20 protein-coding genes are annotated in these 24,198 nt (G+C 41.7%); 6 read left to right on the forward strand and 14 right to left on the reverse strand.

Features of this window, described 5'->3' with window-relative positions; all coding sequences use genetic code 11:
* Nucleotides 1-315: 315 nt before the first annotated feature.
* Complete coding sequence (locus KQP79_RS13525) at nucleotides 316-3,183, reverse strand: AAA family ATPase (protein WP_004312025.1); 2,868 nt, start codon at nucleotides 3,181-3,183, stop codon at nucleotides 316-318.
* Nucleotides 3,180-4,433, reverse strand: a complete 1,254-nt coding sequence (locus KQP79_RS13530) for an exonuclease SbcCD subunit D (protein ID WP_004297351.1) — start codon at nucleotides 4,431-4,433, stop codon at nucleotides 3,180-3,182. Before KQP79_RS13530 ends, KQP79_RS13525 begins: the two co-directional genes overlap by 4 nt.
* A 120-nt stretch (nucleotides 4,434-4,553) precedes the next feature.
* Between KQP79_RS13530 and KQP79_RS13535 the strand changes: the two genes are divergently transcribed.
* On the forward strand, nucleotides 4,554-5,312 hold the full coding sequence (locus KQP79_RS13535; protein ID WP_004297350.1) for a lysophospholipid acyltransferase family protein: 759 nt from the start codon (nucleotides 4,554-4,556) through the stop codon (nucleotides 5,310-5,312).
* Nucleotides 5,313-5,410: 98 nt separating this feature from the next.
* Here KQP79_RS13535 and KQP79_RS13540 read toward each other — a convergent pair whose 3' ends face one another.
* The 3 genes from KQP79_RS13540 to KQP79_RS13550 all read right to left on the reverse strand — a co-directional run bounded on the left by KQP79_RS13540 (nucleotide 5,411) and on the right by KQP79_RS13550 (nucleotide 8,584).
* Nucleotides 5,411-5,887, reverse strand: a complete 477-nt coding sequence (locus KQP79_RS13540) for a hypothetical protein (RefSeq protein WP_004306016.1) — start codon at nucleotides 5,885-5,887, stop codon at nucleotides 5,411-5,413.
* Between the two features lie 165 nt (nucleotides 5,888-6,052).
* Complete coding sequence (locus tag KQP79_RS13545; protein WP_138343254.1) at nucleotides 6,053-7,807, reverse strand: hypothetical protein; 1,755 nt, start codon at nucleotides 7,805-7,807, stop codon at nucleotides 6,053-6,055.
* 42 nt (nucleotides 7,808-7,849) lie between these two features.
* Entirely contained in the window at nucleotides 7,850-8,584 is a 735-nt protein-coding gene (locus tag KQP79_RS13550; protein WP_004306014.1) for a DUF4369 domain-containing protein, read from the reverse strand.
* 157 nt (nucleotides 8,585-8,741) lie between these two features.
* On the opposite strand from KQP79_RS13550, the gene KQP79_RS13555 reads away from it, so the two are divergent.
* From KQP79_RS13555 to KQP79_RS13565, 3 genes are read left to right on the forward strand one after another with little or no spacing between them, the layout of a single operon-like run.
* Nucleotides 8,742-9,986, forward strand: a complete 1,245-nt coding sequence (locus tag KQP79_RS13555; protein ID WP_004297342.1) for an anaerobic sulfatase-maturation protein — start codon at nucleotides 8,742-8,744, stop codon at nucleotides 9,984-9,986.
* Between the two features lie 32 nt (nucleotides 9,987-10,018).
* The gene (locus tag KQP79_RS13560; RefSeq protein WP_004306012.1) at nucleotides 10,019-12,178 is read left to right on the forward strand and encodes a S46 family peptidase; all 2,160 of its coding nucleotides are present in this window, start codon (nucleotides 10,019-10,021) and stop codon (nucleotides 12,176-12,178) included.
* A complete protein-coding gene (locus KQP79_RS13565; RefSeq protein WP_004325553.1) occupies nucleotides 12,179-14,335 on the forward strand; it encodes a S46 family peptidase in 2,157 nt (718 codons plus the stop codon).
* 86 nt (nucleotides 14,336-14,421) lie between these two features.
* On the opposite strand, the gene KQP79_RS13570 is transcribed toward KQP79_RS13565, so the two are convergent.
* Together KQP79_RS13570 and KQP79_RS13575 are read right to left on the reverse strand one after the other, a co-directional pair.
* Entirely contained in the window at nucleotides 14,422-14,604 is a 183-nt protein-coding gene (locus KQP79_RS13570) for a type II toxin-antitoxin system HicB family antitoxin (RefSeq protein WP_004297339.1), read from the reverse strand.
* On the reverse strand, nucleotides 14,601-15,728 hold the full coding sequence (locus KQP79_RS13575; RefSeq protein WP_004297338.1) for a glycosyltransferase family protein: 1,128 nt from the start codon (nucleotides 15,726-15,728) through the stop codon (nucleotides 14,601-14,603). The genes KQP79_RS13570 and KQP79_RS13575 overlap by 4 nt, the downstream gene beginning before the upstream one ends.
* Before the next feature lie 168 nt (nucleotides 15,729-15,896).
* Between KQP79_RS13575 and trxA the strand changes: the two genes are divergently transcribed.
* Nucleotides 15,897-16,196, forward strand: coding sequence for a thioredoxin (gene trxA, locus KQP79_RS13580; RefSeq protein ID WP_004306008.1), 300 nt, complete (start codon nucleotides 15,897-15,899; stop codon nucleotides 16,194-16,196).
* A gap of 17 nt (nucleotides 16,197-16,213) precedes the next feature.
* Nucleotides 16,214-16,678 carry a thioredoxin domain-containing protein gene (locus tag KQP79_RS13585; RefSeq protein ID WP_004306007.1) on the forward strand — a complete coding sequence of 155 codons (465 nt, stop codon included), beginning with the start codon at nucleotides 16,214-16,216 and terminating at the stop codon, nucleotides 16,676-16,678.
* Nucleotides 16,679-16,787: 109 nt separating this feature from the next.
* Here KQP79_RS13585 and KQP79_RS13590 read toward each other — a convergent pair whose 3' ends face one another.
* The 7 genes from KQP79_RS13590 to KQP79_RS13620 form a co-directional block, all read right to left on the reverse strand.
* A complete protein-coding gene (locus tag KQP79_RS13590) occupies nucleotides 16,788-17,423 on the reverse strand; it encodes a SagB/ThcOx family dehydrogenase (RefSeq protein ID WP_004306006.1) in 636 nt (211 codons plus the stop codon).
* Nucleotides 17,424-17,517: 94 nt separating this feature from the next.
* Nucleotides 17,518-18,078 (reverse strand): NADH peroxidase, encoded by a 561-nt coding sequence (locus KQP79_RS13595; RefSeq protein ID WP_004297333.1) that lies wholly within the window; start codon nucleotides 18,076-18,078, stop codon nucleotides 17,518-17,520.
* Between the two features lie 22 nt (nucleotides 18,079-18,100).
* A complete protein-coding gene (locus KQP79_RS13600; protein ID WP_061448569.1) occupies nucleotides 18,101-18,529 on the reverse strand; it encodes a Fur family transcriptional regulator in 429 nt (142 codons plus the stop codon).
* A 208-nt stretch (nucleotides 18,530-18,737) separates the two neighbouring features.
* Entirely contained in the window at nucleotides 18,738-19,217 is a 480-nt protein-coding gene (locus tag KQP79_RS13605; protein WP_032843748.1) for a lipocalin family protein, read from the reverse strand.
* Nucleotides 19,218-19,237: 20 nt separating this feature from the next.
* Nucleotides 19,238-20,047 (reverse strand): DUF1573 domain-containing protein, encoded by an 810-nt coding sequence (locus tag KQP79_RS13610; RefSeq protein WP_061448567.1) that lies wholly within the window; start codon nucleotides 20,045-20,047, stop codon nucleotides 19,238-19,240.
* A gap of 14 nt (nucleotides 20,048-20,061) precedes the next feature.
* Nucleotides 20,062-22,149 carry a subtilase family N-terminal domain-containing protein gene (locus KQP79_RS13615; RefSeq protein ID WP_061448542.1) on the reverse strand — a complete coding sequence of 696 codons (2,088 nt, stop codon included), beginning with the start codon at nucleotides 22,147-22,149 and terminating at the stop codon, nucleotides 20,062-20,064.
* 49 nt (nucleotides 22,150-22,198) lie between these two features.
* Nucleotides 22,199-24,184, reverse strand: a complete 1,986-nt coding sequence (locus KQP79_RS13620; RefSeq protein WP_195310583.1) for a BACON domain-containing protein — start codon at nucleotides 24,182-24,184, stop codon at nucleotides 22,199-22,201.
* Between the last annotated feature and the right edge of the window lie 14 nt (nucleotides 24,185-24,198).

A 24,198-nucleotide genomic window follows, 5' to 3' on the forward strand; every position in this document is an offset into this window, starting at 1 on the left:
ATGCCTTTGGTAGAAGTAATCAGCCGCGTGAACCGTATCCATCGATGGACCATCAGGGAACGATTGATTGCTATTGCCTTTCTCCTGGTCCTGGCTATACTTTCATTTATCTACTGGCAAGTGTGGCAATATGGAATGGGGATGATCGCTTTCTTCATCCTGTTATGGGGCGGAGGACTGGGATTGATCTTATGGATTTACCGCAAGAAGTTCTTAAATCGTATCCACGAAATCAAAAAGAATTTAAGCGAACTGAACGAATTAATGTAAAAGAATCCAACCTGAATAATTCATACTAAGTAGTAAGGAGTGTGCTTACCCCACCACGGTAAGCACACTTTTTCCATTCACTTTCTTATGTACCTGCACCTGAACAGAAATCCGTTCACTCATCTCCTGCACATGAGAGATTACTCCTATTTTCCGCCCCTGCATCTGTAATTGTTCCAATGCTTCCATCGCTGTACGCAAACTTTCCGCATCCAAAGAGCCGAAACCTTCATCAATAAAAAGAGATTCAACTTTCAGATTATTACTTGACAAGGAAGACAAACCTAAAGCCAGTGCCAAAGAAATCAGGAACGATTCACCTCCTGAAAGAGAGTACACGGTCCGTATTTCATCACACATATCGCAATCTATTACCTGAAGTGCCAACGTATCGGGTACCTGTTGCAGCTTATAGCGTTTAGAGAGATAGGATAAATGTTGATTGGCATGAAGCAGCAACAAATTCAAAGTATAACTTTGAGCAATCACTTTAAATTTCGCTCCATCCGCACTGCCAATCAGTTTATTCAATTTTGCCCAACGTTCGGCAACAGTTTGTTTCTCTGCCAGTTCCTTCGCAATCTGTTCCACAGTCAGTTTATTCTTTGCTTGTTGTAGCAGGCGGGCTTCCATAGTAGAAAGGGCACGTTCTATATTCAGGTTTTCTTCCTGTTGCTTCTTTATTATTTCGGGAAGCAGTTCGGGAGACTCTATCTTTTTATACTGTTCCTGCAACTCTCCTATAGCTAGTGCAATTTGCTTCATCTCTCCTTGCAAACCGGAAAGCCGGTTGTGTACCGCCTCTACTTCTTTACGTGCTTTCTCCAAAGCGAGATTCAGTTCTTTCTCTCTTTTTGCTACGGCAGCTTCCGCTTCATCCGCACTTTTTCCTTTCAATAGCTGCGAACGTTCCTGACGAAGCACATTCAGCGCTTTCTCTATCACTTCAAATCTCTTTAGTTCGGCCGAAGCAGCATTCTGTAAGATTACCAGCTGTTCTTTGGCAGACGATACTTTCTGCATAGCCAAACGACAGAGAGAAACATTCTCACGGAGGGCTTCACAATGTGCACGCATCTTTTTAATTTCTTCATCGCTGCGCTGCCATTCTGCATAAAGATTGCGATATTCCAAAATACGTATTGCCAGTTCCGCCAAACGGTGTTGTATTTGCTCTTCGTTTCCGGCTTCAATCCCTGCTTTATATAATGCTGCCAACTGTTCCGCGATCTGTCCGTCCACCGTTTTTTGATGCGCCAAATCACGTTGCAGAGCAATGCTCCGGTTATTCATCTGCTGATAGTTGGTTGATGCTACATTATACTCCTGCTCTATACTCCGGAAAAGAGTATCTACCACCTCCTGTTCCTGATGATAAGGATGCGCTGTGCTACCGCAAACCGGACAAGCCTCCCCTTCCTGTAATTGCCGGCGCAATGCTTTCACGTCTTTTCCCACTGCCATACGTGCATTTTCGTAAAGACGTTGAGTAACTTTCAATGCGGTTTCTTGCTCCGTCAATTGTTTCAGACAATTGGCCACTTCTTTCTCCAGTCTTTCTATTTCCGTCTTTGCTTTCGTCTGCGTTTCCGTTAATTGCCGGATATTCTGCTGACGAGTCAACTCTTTTTGCAACTTCACCTGTTCTTCGGCCAATAACGGATATCCGAAAGAATTTAAGCGCAACAAACGTTCCTCATTCGTACTGGTAGCGGCAACCAGTTTACTTTCTTCTTGCCGTAGAATCTCTTCCACCTGTTCAAGTTGCAGTGCTTCTTCTATCCCTACATGGCTTAATAAGCGGTTCAGAGAAGAATAAGACACCTGTAATTGTTCCGCAGCCACTCGCATTTTTTGTTCCTGCTCCGCCACCTGCCTGTTAGCCGCTTGTAAAATCTGCTGCGACTGTATATAGCTGCTTTGTTGAGACTGTATCTGTACATCCAATTGACGTGCTTTCTTCAAGTCCGGCTGTATGGCCTCCCATTGTGCCTTAAAATGCACCAATCCTTCCTCTTGGGAAGCCAATGCACCCTGCAGAACTTTCTCCCTAGCCTGTTCCTCCTGTTCTTCCTGCTGCTTTTTCTTACAAAGTTCTTCCTGTATTTTTAATGAACGAACCACATTCAGTTGTTCATTCTGTTCTGCCAGCAGTTTAATCCCTGCCGCACGCTTTTCAGTCGATAGTTCTTTCTCTTTTTGCAGAGCAAGCAGCTCTTCTTCCGGCATCAATTCGATCACATTCATCCGATTCTGAATCAAGGTCACCTCTTCTTGTGCCGCCTTATTCCGGGCATAGACCTCTTGAGAAATCCGGGAATACACACCGGTTCCTGTCAACTTCTCCAGTAATTCTGCTTTTGCCGCCCCTTTTGATTTCAGAAATGTAGCAAAATCATTTTGTGCCAATAATACTGTACGGGTGAACTGTTCATACGTCAGGCCAACCAACTCCACCAACTGAATCAACAACTCTTTCTTGGTACCTTGAAATTCTTTCTCCGTATCCAGTTCTTTCACTTCCAGCGTTTGTGACTGCAAAGAACCGTTTATCTTGTTTCTTGTCCGCCTCACCGACCAACGAGAACGGTAACGCCGTCCGTCAATACCTAAAAAATCGACTTCCGCATAACCATCACTTGTCCCCCGGCGCAGCAAATTTCTAACATCAGACTGATTAATCTGATTGTCTCCCACATCTGCCAGGTTCACATTTTCCACTGAAGTAGCAAAGCGGGGAGCCTTATCATACAATGCCAGGCATAAGGCATCTAATAAAGTAGACTTACCTGCACCGGTAGGTCCTGAAATGGCAAAGATACCTGCAGAATGTAATGGTTCTGCCATAAAATCCACTTCTACCGTTCCTTCTATCGAGGTCAGATTCTTCAATCGTATAGCTAGTATTTTCATTCTTCTTCCTCCTCTTCTTTACGGGTAGCAGCCAAATAGGCCTCTTCAAACAAACCTGTCAGTTCTACAGGCATTTCCACCTGATAAATCTTCTCAAAGGCAGACTGTGCAATCTGCAAGGGAGACATTTCCTGCAACCCCCTCTTCCAGTTTTCATTTTCTTTCGTCGTATTTCCAGTTTCAGTGCGATAGGTAGAAACAATACGCGCCAACCGATAGTTTTTATCTGCCAGTGCATCTTCAATCTCCTGCCGAAGCATGGGTTCCGGTTCCTCCAACAATACCTTTACTTCCAGATATGGGGCTACGGCTTCTGTCTCGGGTAGTTCCTTCAAGGCTTCCAAGACGGCTTCCGGTGAAACAGGTTCTCCGTTCGGGACACTCAACAAAGGTATTAATTTCGGGCATTCCAACCGTTCAATGTCCACCGCACAACCTCCGTCGAAAGTCACCATCACGACTCCATGATGATAATGTTTCTCGGCAAAAGACATCGGAATGGGACTTCCGGCATACCGCACATTCTCTCTTCCGGACACTCGCTGCGCTTTATGTATATGTCCCAATGCCGTATAAGCTATCTGTTCGGAAAAAGTTTCCGGAGATACGCACTCCAGCCCACCAATCACGGTACGCTCGCTATAATCCTTCTCTGCAATTTCCGATCCTGTAGCCTGCAAATGACCGATGGCAAGAATCGCCTGATTCTCCGTCCTTCGCTTCCATAGCCTTTGCAAAAGTTGTGCATAAAGTTCGCGAACTCCCTCCGCATACGGATTGCCTTCCGTTTGCACGGCCGGATAATCTCCCTGACGCAGAAAAGGAACTGCCATGCAAAGCAATTCCACTTCCCCTTTCCGGTTCTTCAGTTCCACAGTCAAATGGTCATAATCGATTTCTCCGCCTTCGAGCTTGCGAACTACCCCTCTGACTTCCGTCCGCATAGCTTGCAACAGAGGCAAAGGAGCCTCCAGGCGTGCTGCCGAATCATGATTGCCGGCAACAATGACAATCTGCAAATACGGATTCTCTGCTGTCACCCGATAAATAAACTGATAATACATGCTTTGGGATGCTGCGGAAGGGTTGGAAACATCAAAAACATCTCCGGCTATAATCAATGCATCAATCTCTTTCTGACGAATTTCTTCTGCCAGCCAATTCAGGAATACTCCATGTTCTTCCGTGCGATCATAACCAAAAAAGGTTTGTCCCAGATGCCAGTCGGCAGTATGTAATATACGTATCATAATTTTGTAACTATCTCTAATAACAAGAGGCAAAAATAACACAATCAAAAAGATTATATCACATCTGCCTCTCTTTTTTACCAATAATCATGTATATTTGCAGGATAAAAATCCAACCCTATGAAGATACTGTATTATATTTATCAGATTTGCATCGCTTTGCCTATTTTATTAGTGTTGACCATCCTCACGGCAATCGTCACTATTGTAGGTTCTCTCTTGGGAGGAGCCCACATCTGGGGATATTATCCGGGGAAGATTTGGTCACAATTAATTTGTCTGTTTCTATTGATTCCCGTGAAGATTGAGGGACGTGAAAAGTTGCATGACAAGACTTCCTATATTTTCGTACCTAACCATCAGGGTTCATTTGATATTTTCCTTATTTATGGCTTCATCGGAAGAAACTTTAAGTGGATGATGAAAAAAAGCCTGCGCAAACTGCCGTTTGTAGGAAAAGCCTGTGAAAGTGCAGGACATATCTTTGTAGACAGATCTGGTCCTAAAAAAGTATTGGAAACAATCCGGCAGGCAAAAGACTCATTGAAAGACGGGGTTTCTCTCGTAGTCTTTCCTGAAGGAGCGCGTACATTTACAGGACACATGGGATACTTTAAGAAAGGCGCTTTCCAGTTGGCTGATGATTTACAGTTGGCGGTTGTACCCGTCACCATTGACGGCTCATTCGAGATTCTGCCACGCACAGGCAAATGGATACACCGTCATCGCATGATTCTGACTATTCACGAGCCTATTCCTCCCAAAGGGAAAGGAATGGAAAATATCAAGGCAACCATGGCAGAGGCCTACGCTGCGGTTGAAAGCGCCCTGCCGGAACAATACAAGGGAATGGTGAAAAACGAAGATCAAGACCGATAGTCAGTACATAATCTTATATAAATATGGGGATGCTCACGCACCCCCATATTCCTAACCAGTTTTATGCATCAAACTATTAAATTAAGAAATTCAGATATTTAGATGTTTTGCAAGGTTATGGTTTGGTTTGACATCATTTGTAATTCTTGAAAAGTCAAATTAAAACTTTTATAAATTTCCTTTTCTAAATTCTCTAATGAGAAAGATTCATTTCTGACACCATTAATCTTCCCTCTAAACCGATTGTTATAATGCTTGCGGAATGTATCCGGAGTAACCAGACCTCCCAAGCCATAATCACCCACTACAATCACCGGCTTTCGGCGCAATACCCCTTCGTAAGCGGTAATCCCCGCACCAATAATCAAGTCGGCTTCTTCAATCAGTTTACCGATCTCACTCTCGGAGGATATATAATCCACCTGATACTCTGAATATTTACTTAATAGAATTCCTATCCGTAACCTGGTGCGAGAATTTGCTATTCCGACAACAATGCTGGCTTTTTGTTCTATTAACTGCAATTCGTCACCTCTCAAAGAAGAGGCGGCAGATAATTCATTAGGATTTTTCATATAGCTATTTGGTTTTTGTTGTGTCAAAAGTACAGCATGCATCCGAAAACACAAAAAAAGTCACCCGGACAAAATCAGTGCGCCTGATTTTTCGTAAGCACTTACATTTCAATCAAATACAGATTAGCGTTCTATTAATGACCCGGACAATTCATTTTTTATTTATCAAAAATCCCTTAAAAACACATTCAAATCTTCTTGTGGAGAAATGCCTAATCGACCTTTCAGCCTTCCTTTTGCTTTGGTAACAGAATCGGAAGAGGTCTGAAAAATACGCGCCAGTTCTTCATTGGTCAGTCCAAATTTAAGAAAGCAACAGATCTCAAGATCATGTTTAGTTAATAAAGGAGTTTTGTCAAGCAACCGGGTAACGTAATTAGAATAGAGAAAATCAAACAGGCTAAACAATTTATAGCGTTCTCCATTAGACAATTTACTTCTTAATGTTCCCTCTTTGATAGCAAGCAGCAGACGAAAAGCGGATATGTACTGTTCAGAAGAGGGTCCGACAGTTAATTCTCCTCCCAGTTCTTTCAACAGTCCCGATAAGGTTTTGTTCTGCATACTTAGAAGTACAATCTTTCCATTCAACTCGCCTACCTTCATTCGATTTTCTTCCAGTATGCGGTTCTCTTCCAGTACTTGATCTTTCAACTCCTGGATTTCTTCCATCTCCTGCTGGTATCGCTTTATCTCCTCTTCATTATCTCTAATCTGGGATTCGATTTCGGCAATCTTCTTCCTGTGATTTTTACTTTTGTAGTAGTAATAACACATATAGAAGGCCACAATCAGGAAAATAACCGTACCGCAAAATATAAAAACTGTACGGTCCACTTTCAGTTGTAGATTATCATTCCGGAGTTTCTCGTTCTCGTACTGCTTTTGCAGTTCTGTTATCAACTCCTGCGAATCGACTTCATCCAATACATTCACGATAGAGTCCGCTTTTTCATGGTAGATAATCGCTTCTTCAAAATTATCAATATCTTTTTCAAGAAAGTATAAATTGTTATATGCGTCAATACGGGTATATTCTTTAGAAGAATTGATACTCATCTTAAAATATTTCCGGGCATTCTCTGCATCGCCCATCTGTATATACAAATAGCCGAGAGACATACACTCCACGTATTTCCTTTCTTCATCCGTTTCTTTTTCATAAGCTGCAAGAAAATAGCGTTCTGACTTTTTCAGTTCTCCCATGGAACGGTACAGTATCCCCAACTCATGTAAAATGGAAACTTCAGACGGATATTGCTTTTCCCTGGCTAGTTCTAAAGCGTAAGTATAATAGAAATAGCAGCTATCCCATTTATTCTGAAACAAATAAGCCCGGCCTATATTTTGCCCGGCTCTGACAAGACTCAAAGAATCTTTCAACTCTTCATAGATCGTATATGACTCCCGAAAATTCTTCAACGACTCCTGATACAATTTCTTTTTCCGGTTAATCATCCCTATCTCATCAGTAGCCATTGCAAACATCTTACAACATTGAATATTCCCGAACATTTCTTTTGCCGAAGATAAAAACGTCAAAGCCTCTTCATCTTTGCCCAATTCACGCAACACTCTTCCATAATAATACTGTGCTTTAGCACGCGTAACAGAGTCACCACGCTCTACAGTATAGTAATTCAGCGCCAGTGCAATCAATGAGTCAGAAGTAAACTTCACATAGTTCTGATCCATCGCCTGCGTCAATAAAAGTGCATAATCCGCCTGCAACTTTCCACGCAATTTTTCAGTATGAGGTATTGACTTTAATAGATACAGAGCTGTATCCGGAAGAGATTCCATGCACATTTCAATCCTCTGGAATGCCGCATCAGGGGCCTCCGAATCTCTATGACAAGAAACCGATAAGACTAAAATAAAAAAGAAAGCGGCGTATACCGAAACAGTAGTCGTTTTCACTTTACTTGAGTTTTGTGCAAAAATACACAAAAAACTCAAGTATTACTTATTTGTTGAAGCATTTTGTTCCAATCGTTGATGTTCTTCTATCAACTTCATGTTTTCTCTTGCTTTAGACAGAAACTCTCTAACCAGCTTATTATCTTTAAAAGAATAAGGAGCATCCTTGATTATATCATCAATCTGCGGAGTCATAATGGGATAGGGCAAAGAGCTGCAGAGCATCATAAACACACTGGGTCCCAGCACATTTTCGTAATTATCGGAGATGAACGTCTTTACATACTGATTCATCGCTTTCATCAGTGAGTCTCCTTCCACCACCAACTGACCGTGAATTTCATCCAGATCGCCTCCATCCAGTACCATACGGGTTTCCTTCTGCTCCAGTTCACCAATGCTTTCTTCCAATTGGTTTCTTTTGCTGATAAACTCGTACAGTGCATTATTTAAAGATGTTCCGACTGCCTTGAGGTCCGTGTTGCTAATGGTAACAGTTATCTTCCCACTTTCCAACACAATCGGCATAATGCTTTCTTCATCCATATAAAGTGTCACCATCTGTACGGAATCTATTTTCCCTTTCATTGAGAACAGACCATGCACTACTTCAGCTGAATCCAGCTTCACCCACTCTCCATCACGAAGGGACTTAAGATACAACATCTTTCCATCCAGACTATTCACTGAAGAGGTTCCTTCAATCTTGTACTTACTGGTGCAGGAAGCCAAAAACGGAAGCAAAAGCAAAAAAGGCAAAATTTTATTCACGTTCATCTATTCATTAAATTCTGGGTACAAAGGTACAACTGATTCAGAATTCAAAGAAACATTTTATCAATATTTAAATCTTGTAAGACTCTTTTCTTTAATAATCCTTATAAACATAGGTATAAGGCTATTTTTTTCATTTAGTTTATCTAATTTTGCGGTCATGAAAACATCAACATTTGCCCCTTTTGCCAAACCGCTTTATGTAATGGTAAAGCCTGTAGGTGCCGTATGTAATCTAGCATGCGATTATTGCTACTATTTGGAAAAGGCCAACCTATACAAAGACAATCTGAAACACGTAATGAGCGATGAACTTCTGGAAAAGTTTATCGACGAGTACATTAACTCACAAACCATGCCGCAGGTGCTTTTCACCTGGCACGGAGGAGAAACGCTGATGCGACCGCTCTCCTTCTATAAAAAGGCGATGGAACTACAAAAAAAGTATGCCCGAGGACGAACGATCGACAACTGCATCCAAACCAACGGAACCATGCTCACCGACGAATGGTGCGAGTTCTTCCGTGAAAATAATTGGCTGGTAGGAGTCTCTATCGATGGTCCCCAGGAGTTTCATGACGAGTATCGCAAAAATAAAATGGGAAAACCCTCTTTTGTGAAAGTGATGCAAGGCATCAATCTTTTGAAAAAACATGGGGTGGAATGGAATGCGATGGCGGTTATTAATGACTTCAATGCCGACTATCCACTAGACTTTTATCGTTTCTTCAAAGAAATCGGTTGTCAGTATATCCAGTTCGCTCCTATCGTTGAACGTATTCTCTCACATGAGGACGGTCGTCACCTCGCTTCTCTTGCAGAAAATAAAGCCGGAACCCTTGCCGATTTTTCGATCACTCCGGAGCAATGGGGCAACTTCCTTTGTGCTCTTTTCGACGAATGGGTGAAAGAAGATGTAGGCAAGTACTATGTACAAATATTCGATTCGACTTTGGCGAACTGGATGGGCGAACAGCCTGGTATATGCACAATGGCAAAGACCTGCGGTCATGCCGGCGTGATGGAATTCAACGGAGATGTTTATTCATGCGACCATTTTGTATTTCCCGAATATAAATTAGGCAACATTTATAGTAAAACTCTGGTGGAAATGATGCATAGCGAGCGTCAGCACAATTTCGGGAACATGAAATATCAGTCTCTCCCTACTCAATGCAAGGAATGTGAGTTCCTGTTTGCCTGCAACGGAGAATGCCCGAAAAATCGTTTCAGCCAAACGGCAGAAGGCGAACCGGGATTGAATTACTTATGCAAAGGCTATTACCAGTTCTTTAAGCATGTAGCTCCTTATATGGACTTTATGAAAAACGAACTGATGAATCAACGTCCGCCTGCTAATATCATGGAAGCACTGAAGAACGGAGATTTGAAAATTGAATACTAACCAATCATATATTTTAATTTTATCATTAAATAATGAACAGACTAAGACTTTATCTATTAGCGCTGGCTGCGCTTTTTGTATGTTCCGTTAAAGCGGATGAGGGTATGTGGCTATTGCAACTGATGCAACAGCAACACTCCATAGACATGATGAAAAAACAAGGATTAAAACTGGAAGCACAGGACCTATATAATCCGAATGGAATTTCTCTTAAAGATGCCGTAGGTATATTCGGAGGCGGATGTACCGGAGAAATTATCTCACCCGAAGGTTTGATTCTGACCAATCACCATTGTGGCTACGCCTCCATCCAGCAACATAGTAGTGTTGAGCACGATTATCTGACTGATGGTTTCTGGGCTACTTCCAGAGACAAAGAACTCCCTACTCCGGGATTGCAATTCACATTTATCGAACGTATCGAAGATATTACGGATATTGTCAATGCCAAGATCGCGGCGAAAGAAATCACCGAATCCGAATCATTCAGCAATATATTCCTTCAAAAGCTGGCTCATGATCTTTATTTTAAAAGTGACCTGGCAGACAAAAAGGGAATTGTTCCGCAAGCTCTTCCGTTCTATGCCGGAAATAAATTCTATCTTTTCTATAAGAAAATATATCCGGATGTACGTATGGTAGCCGCTCCACCCTCTTCTATCGGTAAGTTTGGTGGTGAAACAGACAACTGGATGTGGCCGCGTCATACCGGTGACTTTTCCATGTTCCGTATTTATGCAGATGCAAATGGTGAACCTGCAGAATACAGCGAGAGTAACGTCCCACTGAAAACCAAGAAACATTTGTCTATCTCTATCAAAGGATTGAAAGAAGGAGATTATGCAATGATTATGGGATTCCCCGGAAGTACGAGCCGCTACCTGACTGTATCAGAAGTAAAAGAACGTATGGAATCGGAAAACGATCCACGTATCCGTATTCGTGGTGCACGTTTGGCTGTCCTGAAAGAGGTAATGAATGCCAGTGACAAAATCCGTATTCAATATGCTAACAAGTATGCGGGTTCCAGCAACTATTGGAAAAACTCCATCGGCATGAATAAGGCCATCATCGATAATGATGTATTGGGAACAAAAGCTGCACAAGAAGCCAAATTCGCAGAGTTTGCAAAAGCACAAAACAATGCTGAATATGCAGCGGTAGTGAAGAACATTGATGACCTGGTAGCTAAGACAACTCCTCTCAACTATCAGTACACCTGTTTGAGAGAGACTTTCTTCGGAGCTATCGAATTTGGCAATGTGATGTTGACTAAAACACGCGAAGCATTGCTTGAGAAAAACGATTCTGTAATCGAAGCACGCATGAAAGCCTTGGAAAGCACTTACGAAAGCATCCATAACAAAGATTACGATCATGAAGTAGACCGCAAGGTAGCGAAAGCCTTGTTCCCCTTATATGCTGAAATGATTCCGGCAAACCAACGTCCTTCTATTTATAAGGTTATTGAGCAGAAATATAAAGGCGATTATAACAAATTCGTTGATGATATGTATGACAACTCTATTTTTGCCAACCGGGCAAACTTCGAGAAGTTTACAAAGAAGCCTTCAGTGAAAGCGATTGACAATGATCTGGCACTACAATACTGCCAGTCTAAATACGACTTGATGGATACACTGGCTTCCCAGCTCAAGGATATGGATCAGGAACTAGCTTTGCTGCACAAAACTTATATCCGTGGTCTAGGTGAAATGAAGTTGCCTGTACCTTCTTATCCGGATGCAAACTTTACCATTCGTCTGACCTATGGTAACGTGAAACCTTATGATCCGAAAGACGGCGTACACTACAACTACTATACGACCACTAAAGGTATTCTTGAAAAAGAAAATCCGGAAGACCGTGAATTCGTTGTACCTGCCAAACTGAAAGAACTGATCGAAAAGAAAGATTATGGCCGCTATGCTTTGCCAAATGGTGATATGCCTGTCTGCTTCCTGTCGACCAACGACATCACCGGTGGTAACTCCGGCAGCCCGGTACTGAATGAAAACGGAGAACTGATCGGTTGCGCTTTTGATGGCAACTGGGAATCATTAAGCGGTGACATCAACTTCGACAACAACCTACAACGTTGTATTAACCTGGATATCCGTTATGTCCTGTTCATTTTGGAAAAGTTAGGAAACTGCGGACACCTAATCAATGAAATGACAATCGTAGAATAAATGAGAAAGCAAATCCTATTTGTCCTATTTTCACTGGCAACTCTTAGCATCCACGCCGACGAAGGCATGTGGATGCTAACCGATCTGAAAGCACAGAACGCTGTTGCCATGCGCGAACTTGGTCTCGAAATTCCGATAGAGGAAGTATACAACGCAAATGGCCTTTCTCTAAAAGACGCTGTTGTACACTTCGGAGGAGGATGTACGGGAGAAGTTATCTCTTCCGAAGGACTGGTACTGACTAACCATCACTGTGGTTATGGAGCTATCCAGCAACATAGTAATGTAGAACATGACTATCTGACAGATGGTTTCTGGGCTATGAACCGTGATGCGGAACTCCCTACTCCGGGATTGACCGTCACTTTTATCGACCGGATTCTCGATGTGACGGATTACGTCAACGAACAACTGAAAAAAGATCCGGACCCGGATGGTGTTAATTATCTATCTCCAAGTTATCTTGGCAACGTAGCAGAACGTTTTGCCAAAGCCGAGAATATAGAAATAACTCCTGCAACAAAGTTGGAGCTCAAGGCTTTTTATGGAGGAAACAAATATTATCTGTTCATCAAAACAGTATACAGTGATATTCGTATGGTAGGGGCTCCTCCTTCTTCCATCGGTAAATTCGGAGCTGATACCGACAACTGGATGTGGCCTCGTCACACAGGCGACTTTTCTCTCTTCCGTATTTACGCGGACAAGAATGGAAAACCGGCAGAATATTCTAAAGACAACGTTCCTCTGCAAGTGAAAAAACATCTGAAGATCAGCCTCGCCGGAGTTCAGGAAGGAGATTTCACCTTTGTCATGGGATTCCCCGGACGTAACTGGCGGTATATGATTGCCGACGAAGTGGAAGAACGGATGCAAACGACCAATTTCATGCGCCAGCATGTACGCGGAGCCCGTCAGAAAGTACTTATGGAGCAAATGCTGAAAGATCCGGCAGTGCGTATTCATTATGCAAGCAAATATGCTTCTTCGGCCAATTATTGGAAAAATGCAATCGGCATGAATGAAGGACTGATACGCCTCAATGTACTGGATACCAAACGTGCACAGCAAGAAGAACTATTAGCCCGCGGCCGTGAGAAGGGAGATGATTCGTATCAGAAAGCCTTTGATGAGATTCGCTCTATTGTATCTCACCGACGCGATGCGCTATATCATCAGCAGGCTATCAATGAAGCATTGGTCACCGCCCTTGATTTTATGCGTATCCCTTCCACGACAGAATTGGTTACCGCTCTGAAATCGAAAGATAAAGAGCAGATAAAAGAAGCAAAACTAAAACTGAAGAAAGAAGGTGATAAGTATTTTGCTTCTGTCCCTTTCCCCGACGTGGAACGGATGGTAGCGAAAGAAATGCTGAAGACTTATGCCAACTACATTCCTGCAGAACAACGAATCAACATCTTCGAAATCATCAATTCTCGTTTCAAGGGAAGTATTGACGCCTTCGTTGATGCCTGTTTCGAACATTCCATTTTCGGCAATCCTAAAAACTTTGAGAAGTTTATCAAGAAACCAAGTTTGTATAAAATAGGATATGACTGGATGGTATTATTCAAATATTCTGTTACCGACGGAATTCTGAAAACAGCCATTGCCATGAAAGAAGCCAATCAGAACTATGACGCAGCTCATAAAGTATGGGTGAAAGGCATGATGGACATGAGACAGGAAAAAGGAACGCCGATTTATCCGGATGCGAACTCTACTTTACGATTGACATACGGCCAGGTGCTTTCTTATGAACCGGCTGACGGTGTGGTATATGATGCTCATACCACCCTCAAAGGTGTGATGGAAAAAGAAGATCAGGGAAACTGGGAATTCGTAGTGCCTCAAAAGCTAAAAGAGTTATATAAATCCCAGGATTATGGACGTTATGGCAAAAACGGTGAAATGCCTGTCTGCTTTATCGTAAACACCGACAATACAGGAGGAAACTCCGGTAGTCCGGTATTTAACAGCAAAGGTCAGTTGGTTGGAACTGCTTTCGACCGCAACTTTGAAGGCTTAACAGGAGACATTGCTTTCCGTCCTTCATCGCAGCGAGCCGCTTGTGTTGACATCCGCTATACCTTGTTTATCATCGATAAATACGCAGGAGCCTCTCATATCATCGACGAACTTAGCATTGAGTAAGTTGAGAGTTGAGAATTAAAAATTGAGAAATAAAAGTTATGCCATCTGGCATTATATTTCTCAATTTTTAATTCTCTATTTTCAATTTATATAAACTCTTCCACCATATACATCTCGTCAATCATCTCATTCATTATATTCTGTAAATTCTGAACTGCTTCTTCAGGAGATTCCCCATAAGCATTACATTGCATATTTACAGTCAACCAGGCATAGTAGCCACCATCTGATGCGCGTTCAAGCACATAATCCGTTCTGTTTAGTTTCATATTGGTAAATAATTAGTGAATGTTGGTATTGAAGTTATTTCTGAATGTGAAGCTGCCAGTTTCTCCAGTTCACGGATCATCCGACGTTCACAGCTACGAACCCAATAAACGAAATGACGGTTCGGAGTATATTCTCCTGCAAAACGAAGCAACGGCTGCAAATCAAAGGAATCACTGATTATTCCTGCCCCCGCTTTCATTGCATCATAGGCATTGCAGTCTTGTTCAATATGTGCCGGAACCATTAATACAGGTTTTCCAAGATACATTGCTTCGCAAATAGACTCGAAGCCTGCCGTACTGGCATAAGCCTTACAACCCGCCATAGCATTAAGAAACTTCACATCATCTATTTGATGGAAACTCAATGTTTCGTCAATCCGTGTCACCTCTTCAGCATCCGATCTATCCCAGAAAAAAGTTAAAGGAACTTCCGGATGTTTCGCATGAAAACTCTCCACGCTATCAGCAAACCCGGAATTAACCATATATCCATGAATATAATCACCCTTTTCCGGACGGATAGCGGTCACTTCCTGACGAATCAATGGAGGAACGGTCACTATTTGATTCATATCATCCTGTTCCATTTCCAGGAAAGACAAAGCCAGTTTCTTCGAAGATCTTAGAGCGGTCATCCGGGTAAAGAAACGCAGCATCCATAACTGGCACGAATTTTTATCCGGAAACTCGAAATCACGATGTAAAAACAGATACTGATGCCCAACACAAATATACGGAACGGAGGGACGGAAGAGTGCATAGGTAAGTCCGGTTAAAAGCTCGTAGAAGTTGATGACAACTTCCGCCCCTGTCTCCCTGATCCGCTGATTTATATAATACATGCTACGAAGATACTCCGGTAATCTTAATAAATTGTATGCAAAGCTTTTCGTCAGGTTCGCCCGTTTATTATCTGCCGTAGGCAGAAAGTTCGGACTAATGAATCGCTTCACCGGTGCATGAATACTCCGATTGAAAAATCCCGGCAAAGTACGTGTCGAGCTTTTCCCGACTAAGACTTCCACTACTTCATGCCCATTGCGCAATAACATTTCTTCGAGAGTGATTGCCTGTGTAAAATGCCCTCTCCCCTCACCTTGAACAATAAATAAAAATTTCATAGTTCCATTATTTTTAGATACGCAAAATTCCCTCTTTCACATTACAAGATGATGACTCTATGATTACTATTTCATGAACAAAATCAGCTTTTTCTCGTTATATAATAAAATAGAAATTATATTTGCGGTCTTCAAAGACTGCTTTTTAACTCTAAGAAAGAAAAGATTATGGAAAAATTTGAAGATTTAATACAGTCACCAGTGCCCGTTTTAGTTGATTTCTTTGCAGAATGGTGTGGACCTTGCAAAGCAATGAAACCGGTTTTAGAAGAACTAAAACTTATTGTGGGAGATAAAGCACGTATTGCAAAGATAGACGTTGACCAGCATGAAGACCTGGCTACTAAATATCGCATACAAGCTGTACCGACCTTTATACTGTTCAAGAATGGAGAGGCTGTCTGGAGACATTCCGGCGTAATCCATAGTAGCGAACTGCAAGGGGTTATCGAGAAGCATTATACATAAAAAGATAATAATAACGAATGAAGAAAGTATTAGTAATGGTAGCCCTCGTCATGGCAAGCGTAATTGTATACGCATTCAATGACAGTAGGGAAACTAATCAAGGTAAAAAAGAGGTAACAGGTAACGGTGAAGTCGTCGTAATGGACAAAGAAATGTTTCTGAAAGACGTCTTCGATTATGAGAAATCAAAGGAGTGGAATTATAAAGGTAATAAGCCCGCCATCATCGACTTATATGCAGATTGGTGCGGACCATGTCGCCAGACAGCTCCTATCATGAAAGAATTGGCAAAGGAATATGCCGGAAAAATTGTCATCTACAAAGTCAATGTAGATAAACAAAAAGAACTGGCAGCTTTATTTAATGCAACAAGTATTCCATTGTTTGTATTCATTCCCATGAAAGGAGATCCACAGCTTTTCCGTGGAGCTGCTGACAAGGCAACTTACAAAAAAGCGATTGATGAATTTCTCTTGAAGTAAAGAAGAAAATATAGTGACGCTATCCGGTCGGGATAGTAACGCTATAATAGGAAAAGAGTGACGGTATCCTTGCGGGATACCGTCACTCTTTTGTATATCTTGCCAATCCTTATTTGAAGTATCCCACAGGATGATTCATCATTGGCATTTGGCTATCTTTCAATTTCAAAACTTTCTTCAATTGTTCATTGTCCATCGAAGCGCGTGGCACTGTTGCTATGTTAGCAGCGGAACAGAATATTGAAATATTTTGAGAAACGATGCCGGAATCCATAGCCCCCATCAACTGGCTGCGTGCACTCTTCGCATCTCCAAATCTGGAAAGATCACTGATTAACACCAAGGACACCGGAGCTGTTTTCACAAATGCCTGTCCACCGGCTACTGCTCCACGATGATCTCCTTCAGCAACCAGAGTCAACTGATGATTTTTAGCATCATACAGATAACTTCCTTCAGGTAATACTACATATACATCCACATCCTGCTTATTCAACGCCGACGGAGCTGTTCTCATTCCGGATTCCTTACGGTTTATCCCATTAGCAGCCCATAACAAATCAGACAGATCCGACAGACTCAATGATTTAGAAGCATACTCGCGAGTTGAATGTCGTTCAGACAATGCCTTCATCACCGCACCGGTACGGTTTAAATTAGGCTTCGGCAATTTAATCACTTTGTCAGCAGCAAAAGCAGCCACCGAAAGCATTAAACAAACTAACAATAGTTGTACTTTTCTCATAACTGTGGTATTTAAAAATTGATAGACAAATATAAATAAAAAAGGTCTGTATTCGTTGCAGAATACAGACCTTTTAAGAGTTTATTAGGCTTAATTATTTCTTATCACCGAAATAACGGTTGTACAATCCTTCAAAACCTTTACCGTGACGAGCTTCGTCTTTGCACATTTCGTGTACAGTGTCATGGATAGCATCCAGATTCAGAGCTTTAGCACGAGTTGCGATACGTTTTTTGTCTTCGCATGCACCTTGTTCAGCATCTTTACGTTTCTGCAGGTTCGTTTTAGTATCCCATACGCAGTCGCCCAACAATTCCGCAAACTTAGCAGCATGTTCAGCTTCTTCCCAAGCGTAACGTTTGAAAGCTTCAGCTACTTCAGGATAACCTTCACGGTCTGCCTGACGGCTCATAGCCAAATACATACCAACTTCAGTACATTCTCCCATGAAGTGATTGTTCAGGTCCTTAATCATTTCTTCGTCACAACCTTTTGCCACACCAATAACGTGTTCGTCAGCAAAAGACAATGCGCCACCTTCTACCTCAACAACTTCTACGAATTTGCTGGCAGGAGCTTTACACAATGGGCATTTTTCAGGAGCTGCGTCACCTTCATGAACGTAACCGCATACAGTACATCTAAATTTTTTCATTTTCTTCTCAATTTTAAATTAATTAGTCAATACGTGTTTCTTTATCTTTACTTAAGCAATTCTTGCAAATACCTTTATAATAATAATGAACTTCTGATACCTGGTGACCATCCATTCCCAGATTTTCCACTTGTTTAATCGCTTCCGGACATTTCAAATCATAAATATGTCCGCAACGTTTGCAAAGGAAATGAGAATGTACAGAAGTATCCGCATCAAAGTTTGTATTCTTTTCGTCAATCGTAAGCATTAATGCCGCCCCCTGTTCGGAAAACAATTTCAAAGTATTATAAACCGTGGTCTTTGAAAGTGTCGGCATTGAAGGAGACAATGCAGTGTAAATATCATCAGCCGACGGATGAATCGGATGCTCCATCAAATATTCCATGATAGCGATGCGTTGCATAGAAGGCTTGATATTATGCTCTAATAATCGATCGTATGGTTTCATCATCTTCCTTTCTTTTCAAAGTTGTATTCATTACAATTATAAATCCAATGCAAAGATAGAAATCCTTAATCTTATTTCCAAATAATTCATGACTTTTTTTTGTGACATGACTAGCATTATTAGGTAAAGAGATAAATCAGTATAAAAAAAGGATTCACTCCATTTACTGAATGGCGTGAATCCTCTTTTTCTTTCCGTAAATTAAAACTTAATTATCCGTATCAGCTCTCGCTTCTTCTACAATCTTAGAAGGAACCTCGTCACAACGAACATATTTAGACACATCCCCCGCATCGTCTTTCGCTGTCCAAATCATAGAACCGGCTTCCAATAAATCGGTTACGATATAATCATTGTTCCATTCACCGTTGCCGAAATCATATTCACCACTAATCACATATCCCAAATAAGGATCTTTTTCAATGCTAAAATCGCCAGTGATATAACGCGCGTACATGCTGTCAAACTTCTGGTAAATTTCAAAAGTTTGTTCCTTACGGTTAAAGGTTATGTAGCAATACGTACCTTCGGCAAGAGATTGTCCGTTCCATTCGGCCAGTTGCCACGTACCGTTCAAGTTGGCCGGAGTGACCGGCAATGTCGGAATATCCGTCTTCTCATCGTCATCACAAGAAGTGAAACAAAGTACGAAGGCGAATAATGCTATCAAATTAAATATATTCTTCATATTTTCTTTTATTTATTACGTTACTCAATACGATTTACTCTAATATTCAATGTACGGTCAGACTGCGGTCCATCTATTCCTTCTATTATAATAGGAAAGGTAAACGAACTGCCTTTTCCTGAAGGAATCTGTGATGTATCTATCGTAACCACTATATCAGCTTCTCCCGCCGGACTGATAACCTCCGGTTCCGTACGAAAAGTTGCAAACTTGGGAACACCGGAGGCTGACAAACGTAACTCTTGCTCTCCGCTATTACCACAGAGAATTCGTTCTGACAAGCGTTTCCCGGAAATTTTAAATTCCATCCGGTTTTGTTTGAGCCGCAATTTCCCCATTATATATGGATACCGCGCCCATTCATCTGCGCCGGGTAGCACATTACCTCTTAATGTGAGTCGTGCCACAGGTTTTTCGTCAGAAAGCGACAAATAAACGAAAGCATTTGCATCTATCGTTCCGGGATGGTTATTCGGATTATAAGTCAATCCGATAACCTTTGTTTCCCCCGGTAATATATCTCCGGATTGAATATCCGCAACCACGCATCCACAAGTCGTTTTGACCCGGGTTAAATTCAAGGTCTTACCACTTACATTAGTACACATGAAACGATATGTCTTCGGAGCATCATCTTCGGTTAATGTTCCGATATTTATTAATGTACTGTCGAAATGCAGTATTTGTCCGGCCTGCTTTAACAACGGCGGATTTATAAGTGAATCAATTCGTACCTGTGGAGCTGAACAACCAATCCTGGCTTCGAGCATCCGGCAATGTCCAATGACTGCACTTAATAAAATTAGCCGTATCAGAGTAAATGGTTTCATTAAAATATCAGAATTTACATCCAACCGTTATCATTCGCATTCTTACGCACGGTAACTGTAATGGTCTGTTCGTTTCCGTTACTTACTTTCACCAGGATGCGAGTCGCACCGGTTTTCAATCCGGATACTTTCATTAGTGTACCTTCAACAGTTACCGTAGCAACCGATGTGTCACTCGATGTACAGATATAAGTCAGGTTCTCTCCTCCCACATAATAGTAAGCCAAATTGAGAGTCGATTCCGCACCTTCCGCCACATACACATTCGGCACTACCATGTCCGAACCTTTACCTTCGATATTATCAAGCAAAAGTCCTGCATCTACAAGACCAGCCCCCATCTTACCAATGTATTTCGACAAATTTATTTGGGTAAGAGAAGCACCTACCGATAGATGGTTGCGATAATATTTTTTCACCTTTCCATTGCCATACCAACTATCCAACGGTTTTACAGAAGCCTTTAGCAGCTCAATGAATTCACTAGCTTTAAAGTGACGACGTTGCTGATAAGCGTATGACAAACCTAGTGCTGCAACTCCCGATACATGCGGACAAGCCATAGATGTACCATCCATGAATCCGTATGTAGCTGTACCATTTTGTATCCATGTAGACAAAATAGAACCGGAATATATTCCATCCGACCAACTTTCGGGATCATCCTGTCCCACCTTATTATAATATTCCGTATCACCACCAGGAGCGGAAATAGTCACCTCCTTACCATAGTTTGAATAAGAAGCGGGAGTAAAATCTGCCGCCACTGCACTCACTGATATACATTTGGAATAAGCAGCGGGAAACGCGGCCATTCCTGCATATTCGTTACCAGCAGCAAAGATTGCCAATCCACCGTCAATCACTCCGTTAGGAGAACCGGCGTTATTGATGAAATAATCTAATGCTTCTTTTTCCAGCGGATACATATTTTCCCATTCCTCCTCCGAACCCGGTCCGGGAGAATATCCTTCAATCATATTAGCCAAAGAAGAGTTATACCCCCAACTACATTGCAAGATAACAGCACCATTATCCGCAGCATATTTAATTGCTTTGGCTTCTGCATCCAAAGTAGCACCATTAACACCTGAAAAGATCTGGCAAGACATAATTCTCACTCCGGGCTTTCCTGGCCCGTCACCACCGGCAATACCGCAAACACCTTCACCATTACCATTCACAGCAGCAATAGTTCCTGCAACGTGTGTTCCATGTCCGGAATCTTCAGCCTCCATCCACGAGATAATACCTGTATCACTTACGAAATTGTATCCATACTTGTCATCTTTATATCCATTACCATCTTTATCTGTATCGGCATAAAGTTCTTCTCCTTCGTTCATCCACATATTATCTCTTAAATCGGGATGACTATGCATCACTCCTTCATCCAACACAGCCACAATAATAGCAGGATCGCCAGTACATTTCTTCCAAGCTTCCGTACAACCTACATCGCATCCAGCTTCCGAACCATTATTAAGCCCATTTTTATTATCGAACTCATTAGTACCACTGTTGATGTAATGCCACTGATAAGGTAATCCGGGATCAGAGAATCTACCGCTTGCTGTTACAGCACGTGTAGCTGATTTTTGTTGTAACGCAGCTTCGCTTATATAACTCCTGTAACCTTTAGTATTATAAGCACGCTTAATATGGCCATTAGCCTGTACCTTGGATATCTCTCCCAATTTAGCAAGACGACTGGCAGCTTCCTTCAAATCTGTATTTTCATCGAACTTTACCCGATACCAAAGATGTAATCCGGCAGAGCGTGTACGCTCCTCATTCTTAACATCTACCGGAAATATACGTTCAAAATGATATGCTCCCAGAATGTCCAACACTTCATCCGTAGATGGAATACCGGAACGAGTCATAGCTCCTCCACTTCTTGTCGTAACCTTTAGAGTCCGATCAAGAATATCTGTCATTTGAGGATCGAATTTAATCAGCAGTTCGCCGGAAGTGACATCAGCCGGAAGCTGAACTTCCGTCCCCCCTACAGGGGTAGACGGTTGTTCAATAAGTTCTTGTTCCGAGCATGAAGCCAATATCATAGCAAACAGTGCTGTATATAAGAATTTTTTCTTCATTGTTCCTTTTTAAATTATTCTTGTTAATGATATTTATGCCACAATTAGCCTAGTCAGTTGTATCCGATAGTACGAATTTTCTGAAATATAACGGATAAGCTACACCATCCACAACTGTATCGTTCCCCGGATCTTCTTTTCCATAATAATAAGAATAATCGTAGTTAACCAAATCCACATTACTAAATCCAACCACGGTTCCACTTGAATTCTTACCATTCTCCTGTTGATTGAATACCATGGTTTCCGGATACCAATATGCAAAATAAGGATGGAATAAAATCCAATTCGGCACAGCACCAGTCAGGAAGTTCAAGTTGAAATGAACATTACGGGCAAATGGCAATACACGCGGTATTTGTTGCCCATTTACCGTAGTTTTGGTTTTCTTATATTCCACAGGCTGATCTGTTGTCAACAACCATTGGCAAGTGTCTTTTGATATCTTACTCTGGTATACAGACGGCGTAGCTGTCAGTTCCTCTTTAGTAAAGAAATCATCAGCCTTATAAGTCAGTGGTTTTCCTGCCGCTCTCAAAGCTTCGGTTACTTCTTCATCTGTAGGAAGTTCACCCTCTATAAAATTGTATGACATTTGCAGTGAAAGCAGATTATCCCAAGTCAGCAATTTCAAGAAAGCCTCCCGTTCCAGTTGCCCTTTAGAAATATTCACATACAATCCGACCTCTCTACCATTGTATTTAGTGCCTTCAATCAGGCTTAAATCGCTCAGCGTTTCCGTAGCACGGCAGCCGGTCAATGTCAGATATTTCAATTTCGGGAAGTTGTTCTGGTTTACTTTTTCAGTAATCACTGACAATGTCTTGAAATTATTGCTTGCCAAATCCAATTTCTCCAGTTTCTTACCTAATTTAACAAAATTATTAGGGAAGTCTTCAATTCCAAGAGAAAATACAGTGAGATTCTTTAAATATTCCAATTCACAGATTTCCTCACCCAAATGAACTGTACGTGTCTGTCGGTTCGCATTACTTTGAATAGAGAATGATTCCAAATACTTCAGATGACGGATTTCCTTTGGTATAGAATCACCACTTTGCAAATCAATCATGGCATAACTTACCGAACGCACGCGTCCTATTGCTTCCTCAGGAACTTCGTTATTTTTAATCTCCTTATCAGTAGCCTCCCAAAGCGTCACAAAATCCCAGTTAGTCATATTTTCACTAGTATCGAAACTCATCATGGTCTGGAGTTTGCTATTAATAGTGATTACAGCCAACGAGTCTCCCGAACGGTTATCTTCAATTTTCATTGCAGCCTTCTGTGTTACAGTCAACACAACAGCATCAATTTCATTACCGTCATCATCTACTAATTGGTCTGTTTCCGGATGTGCCGGAACTAAACGTACTTTTGCGACACGAGTATAAGGAGCCACATTCATTCCCCAACGGAAATCAACCTTCAGAGTACGGGGACGCGCACCCCTGTCAAGATCAACCTTTAAATCCTCCATTTTCGGCGATGTCAGCCAACCAGTACGTTCTCTCTCCACTTCCGCTTTCTCCTCAGCGGTCATTGTAGCCTCTTCAGCAAAAGAATAATCTACTTTATCGATCACAAATTCAACATTCGTAGAGATGGTAGTTTCAAAATGACGTTTTTTGTGAGTATCGGAACTGGGAATTTCCACTTCCGGTTCTCTCACTATAATTTGCTTGCCGAAGCCAAACTGCGTAACAGTAACCAATTTAGATTCACCTCCATTCATAGAAAAGCGTATCTGTGCCTCGCGTGCAGTATTTTTCAGTGTAGAGTCTATGGCAAGAACGCAGTCTGCCGAACCCACACCATTTGCCGGTGAAACGGCAATCCAAGGCTCAGACACACGTGCCACCCATTGTTCATTAGATGAAACGGATATCCTCTCTGTTCCTCCTTCGGCACCAATAGTAATCTCTTCCTTATCTACCGAGATACCATTGATTCCCGCTTCATCATCATCCTTGCACGATGAAATGAATCCCATGCAAAGAATCAGTCCTAATGTTATTTTATTTAAATATTTCATTAATAGCATCTTTT

Source organism: Bacteroides sp. DH3716P, assembly GCF_025914115.1.
GTDB lineage: Bacteria > Bacteroidota > Bacteroidia > Bacteroidales > Bacteroidaceae > Bacteroides > Bacteroides ovatus.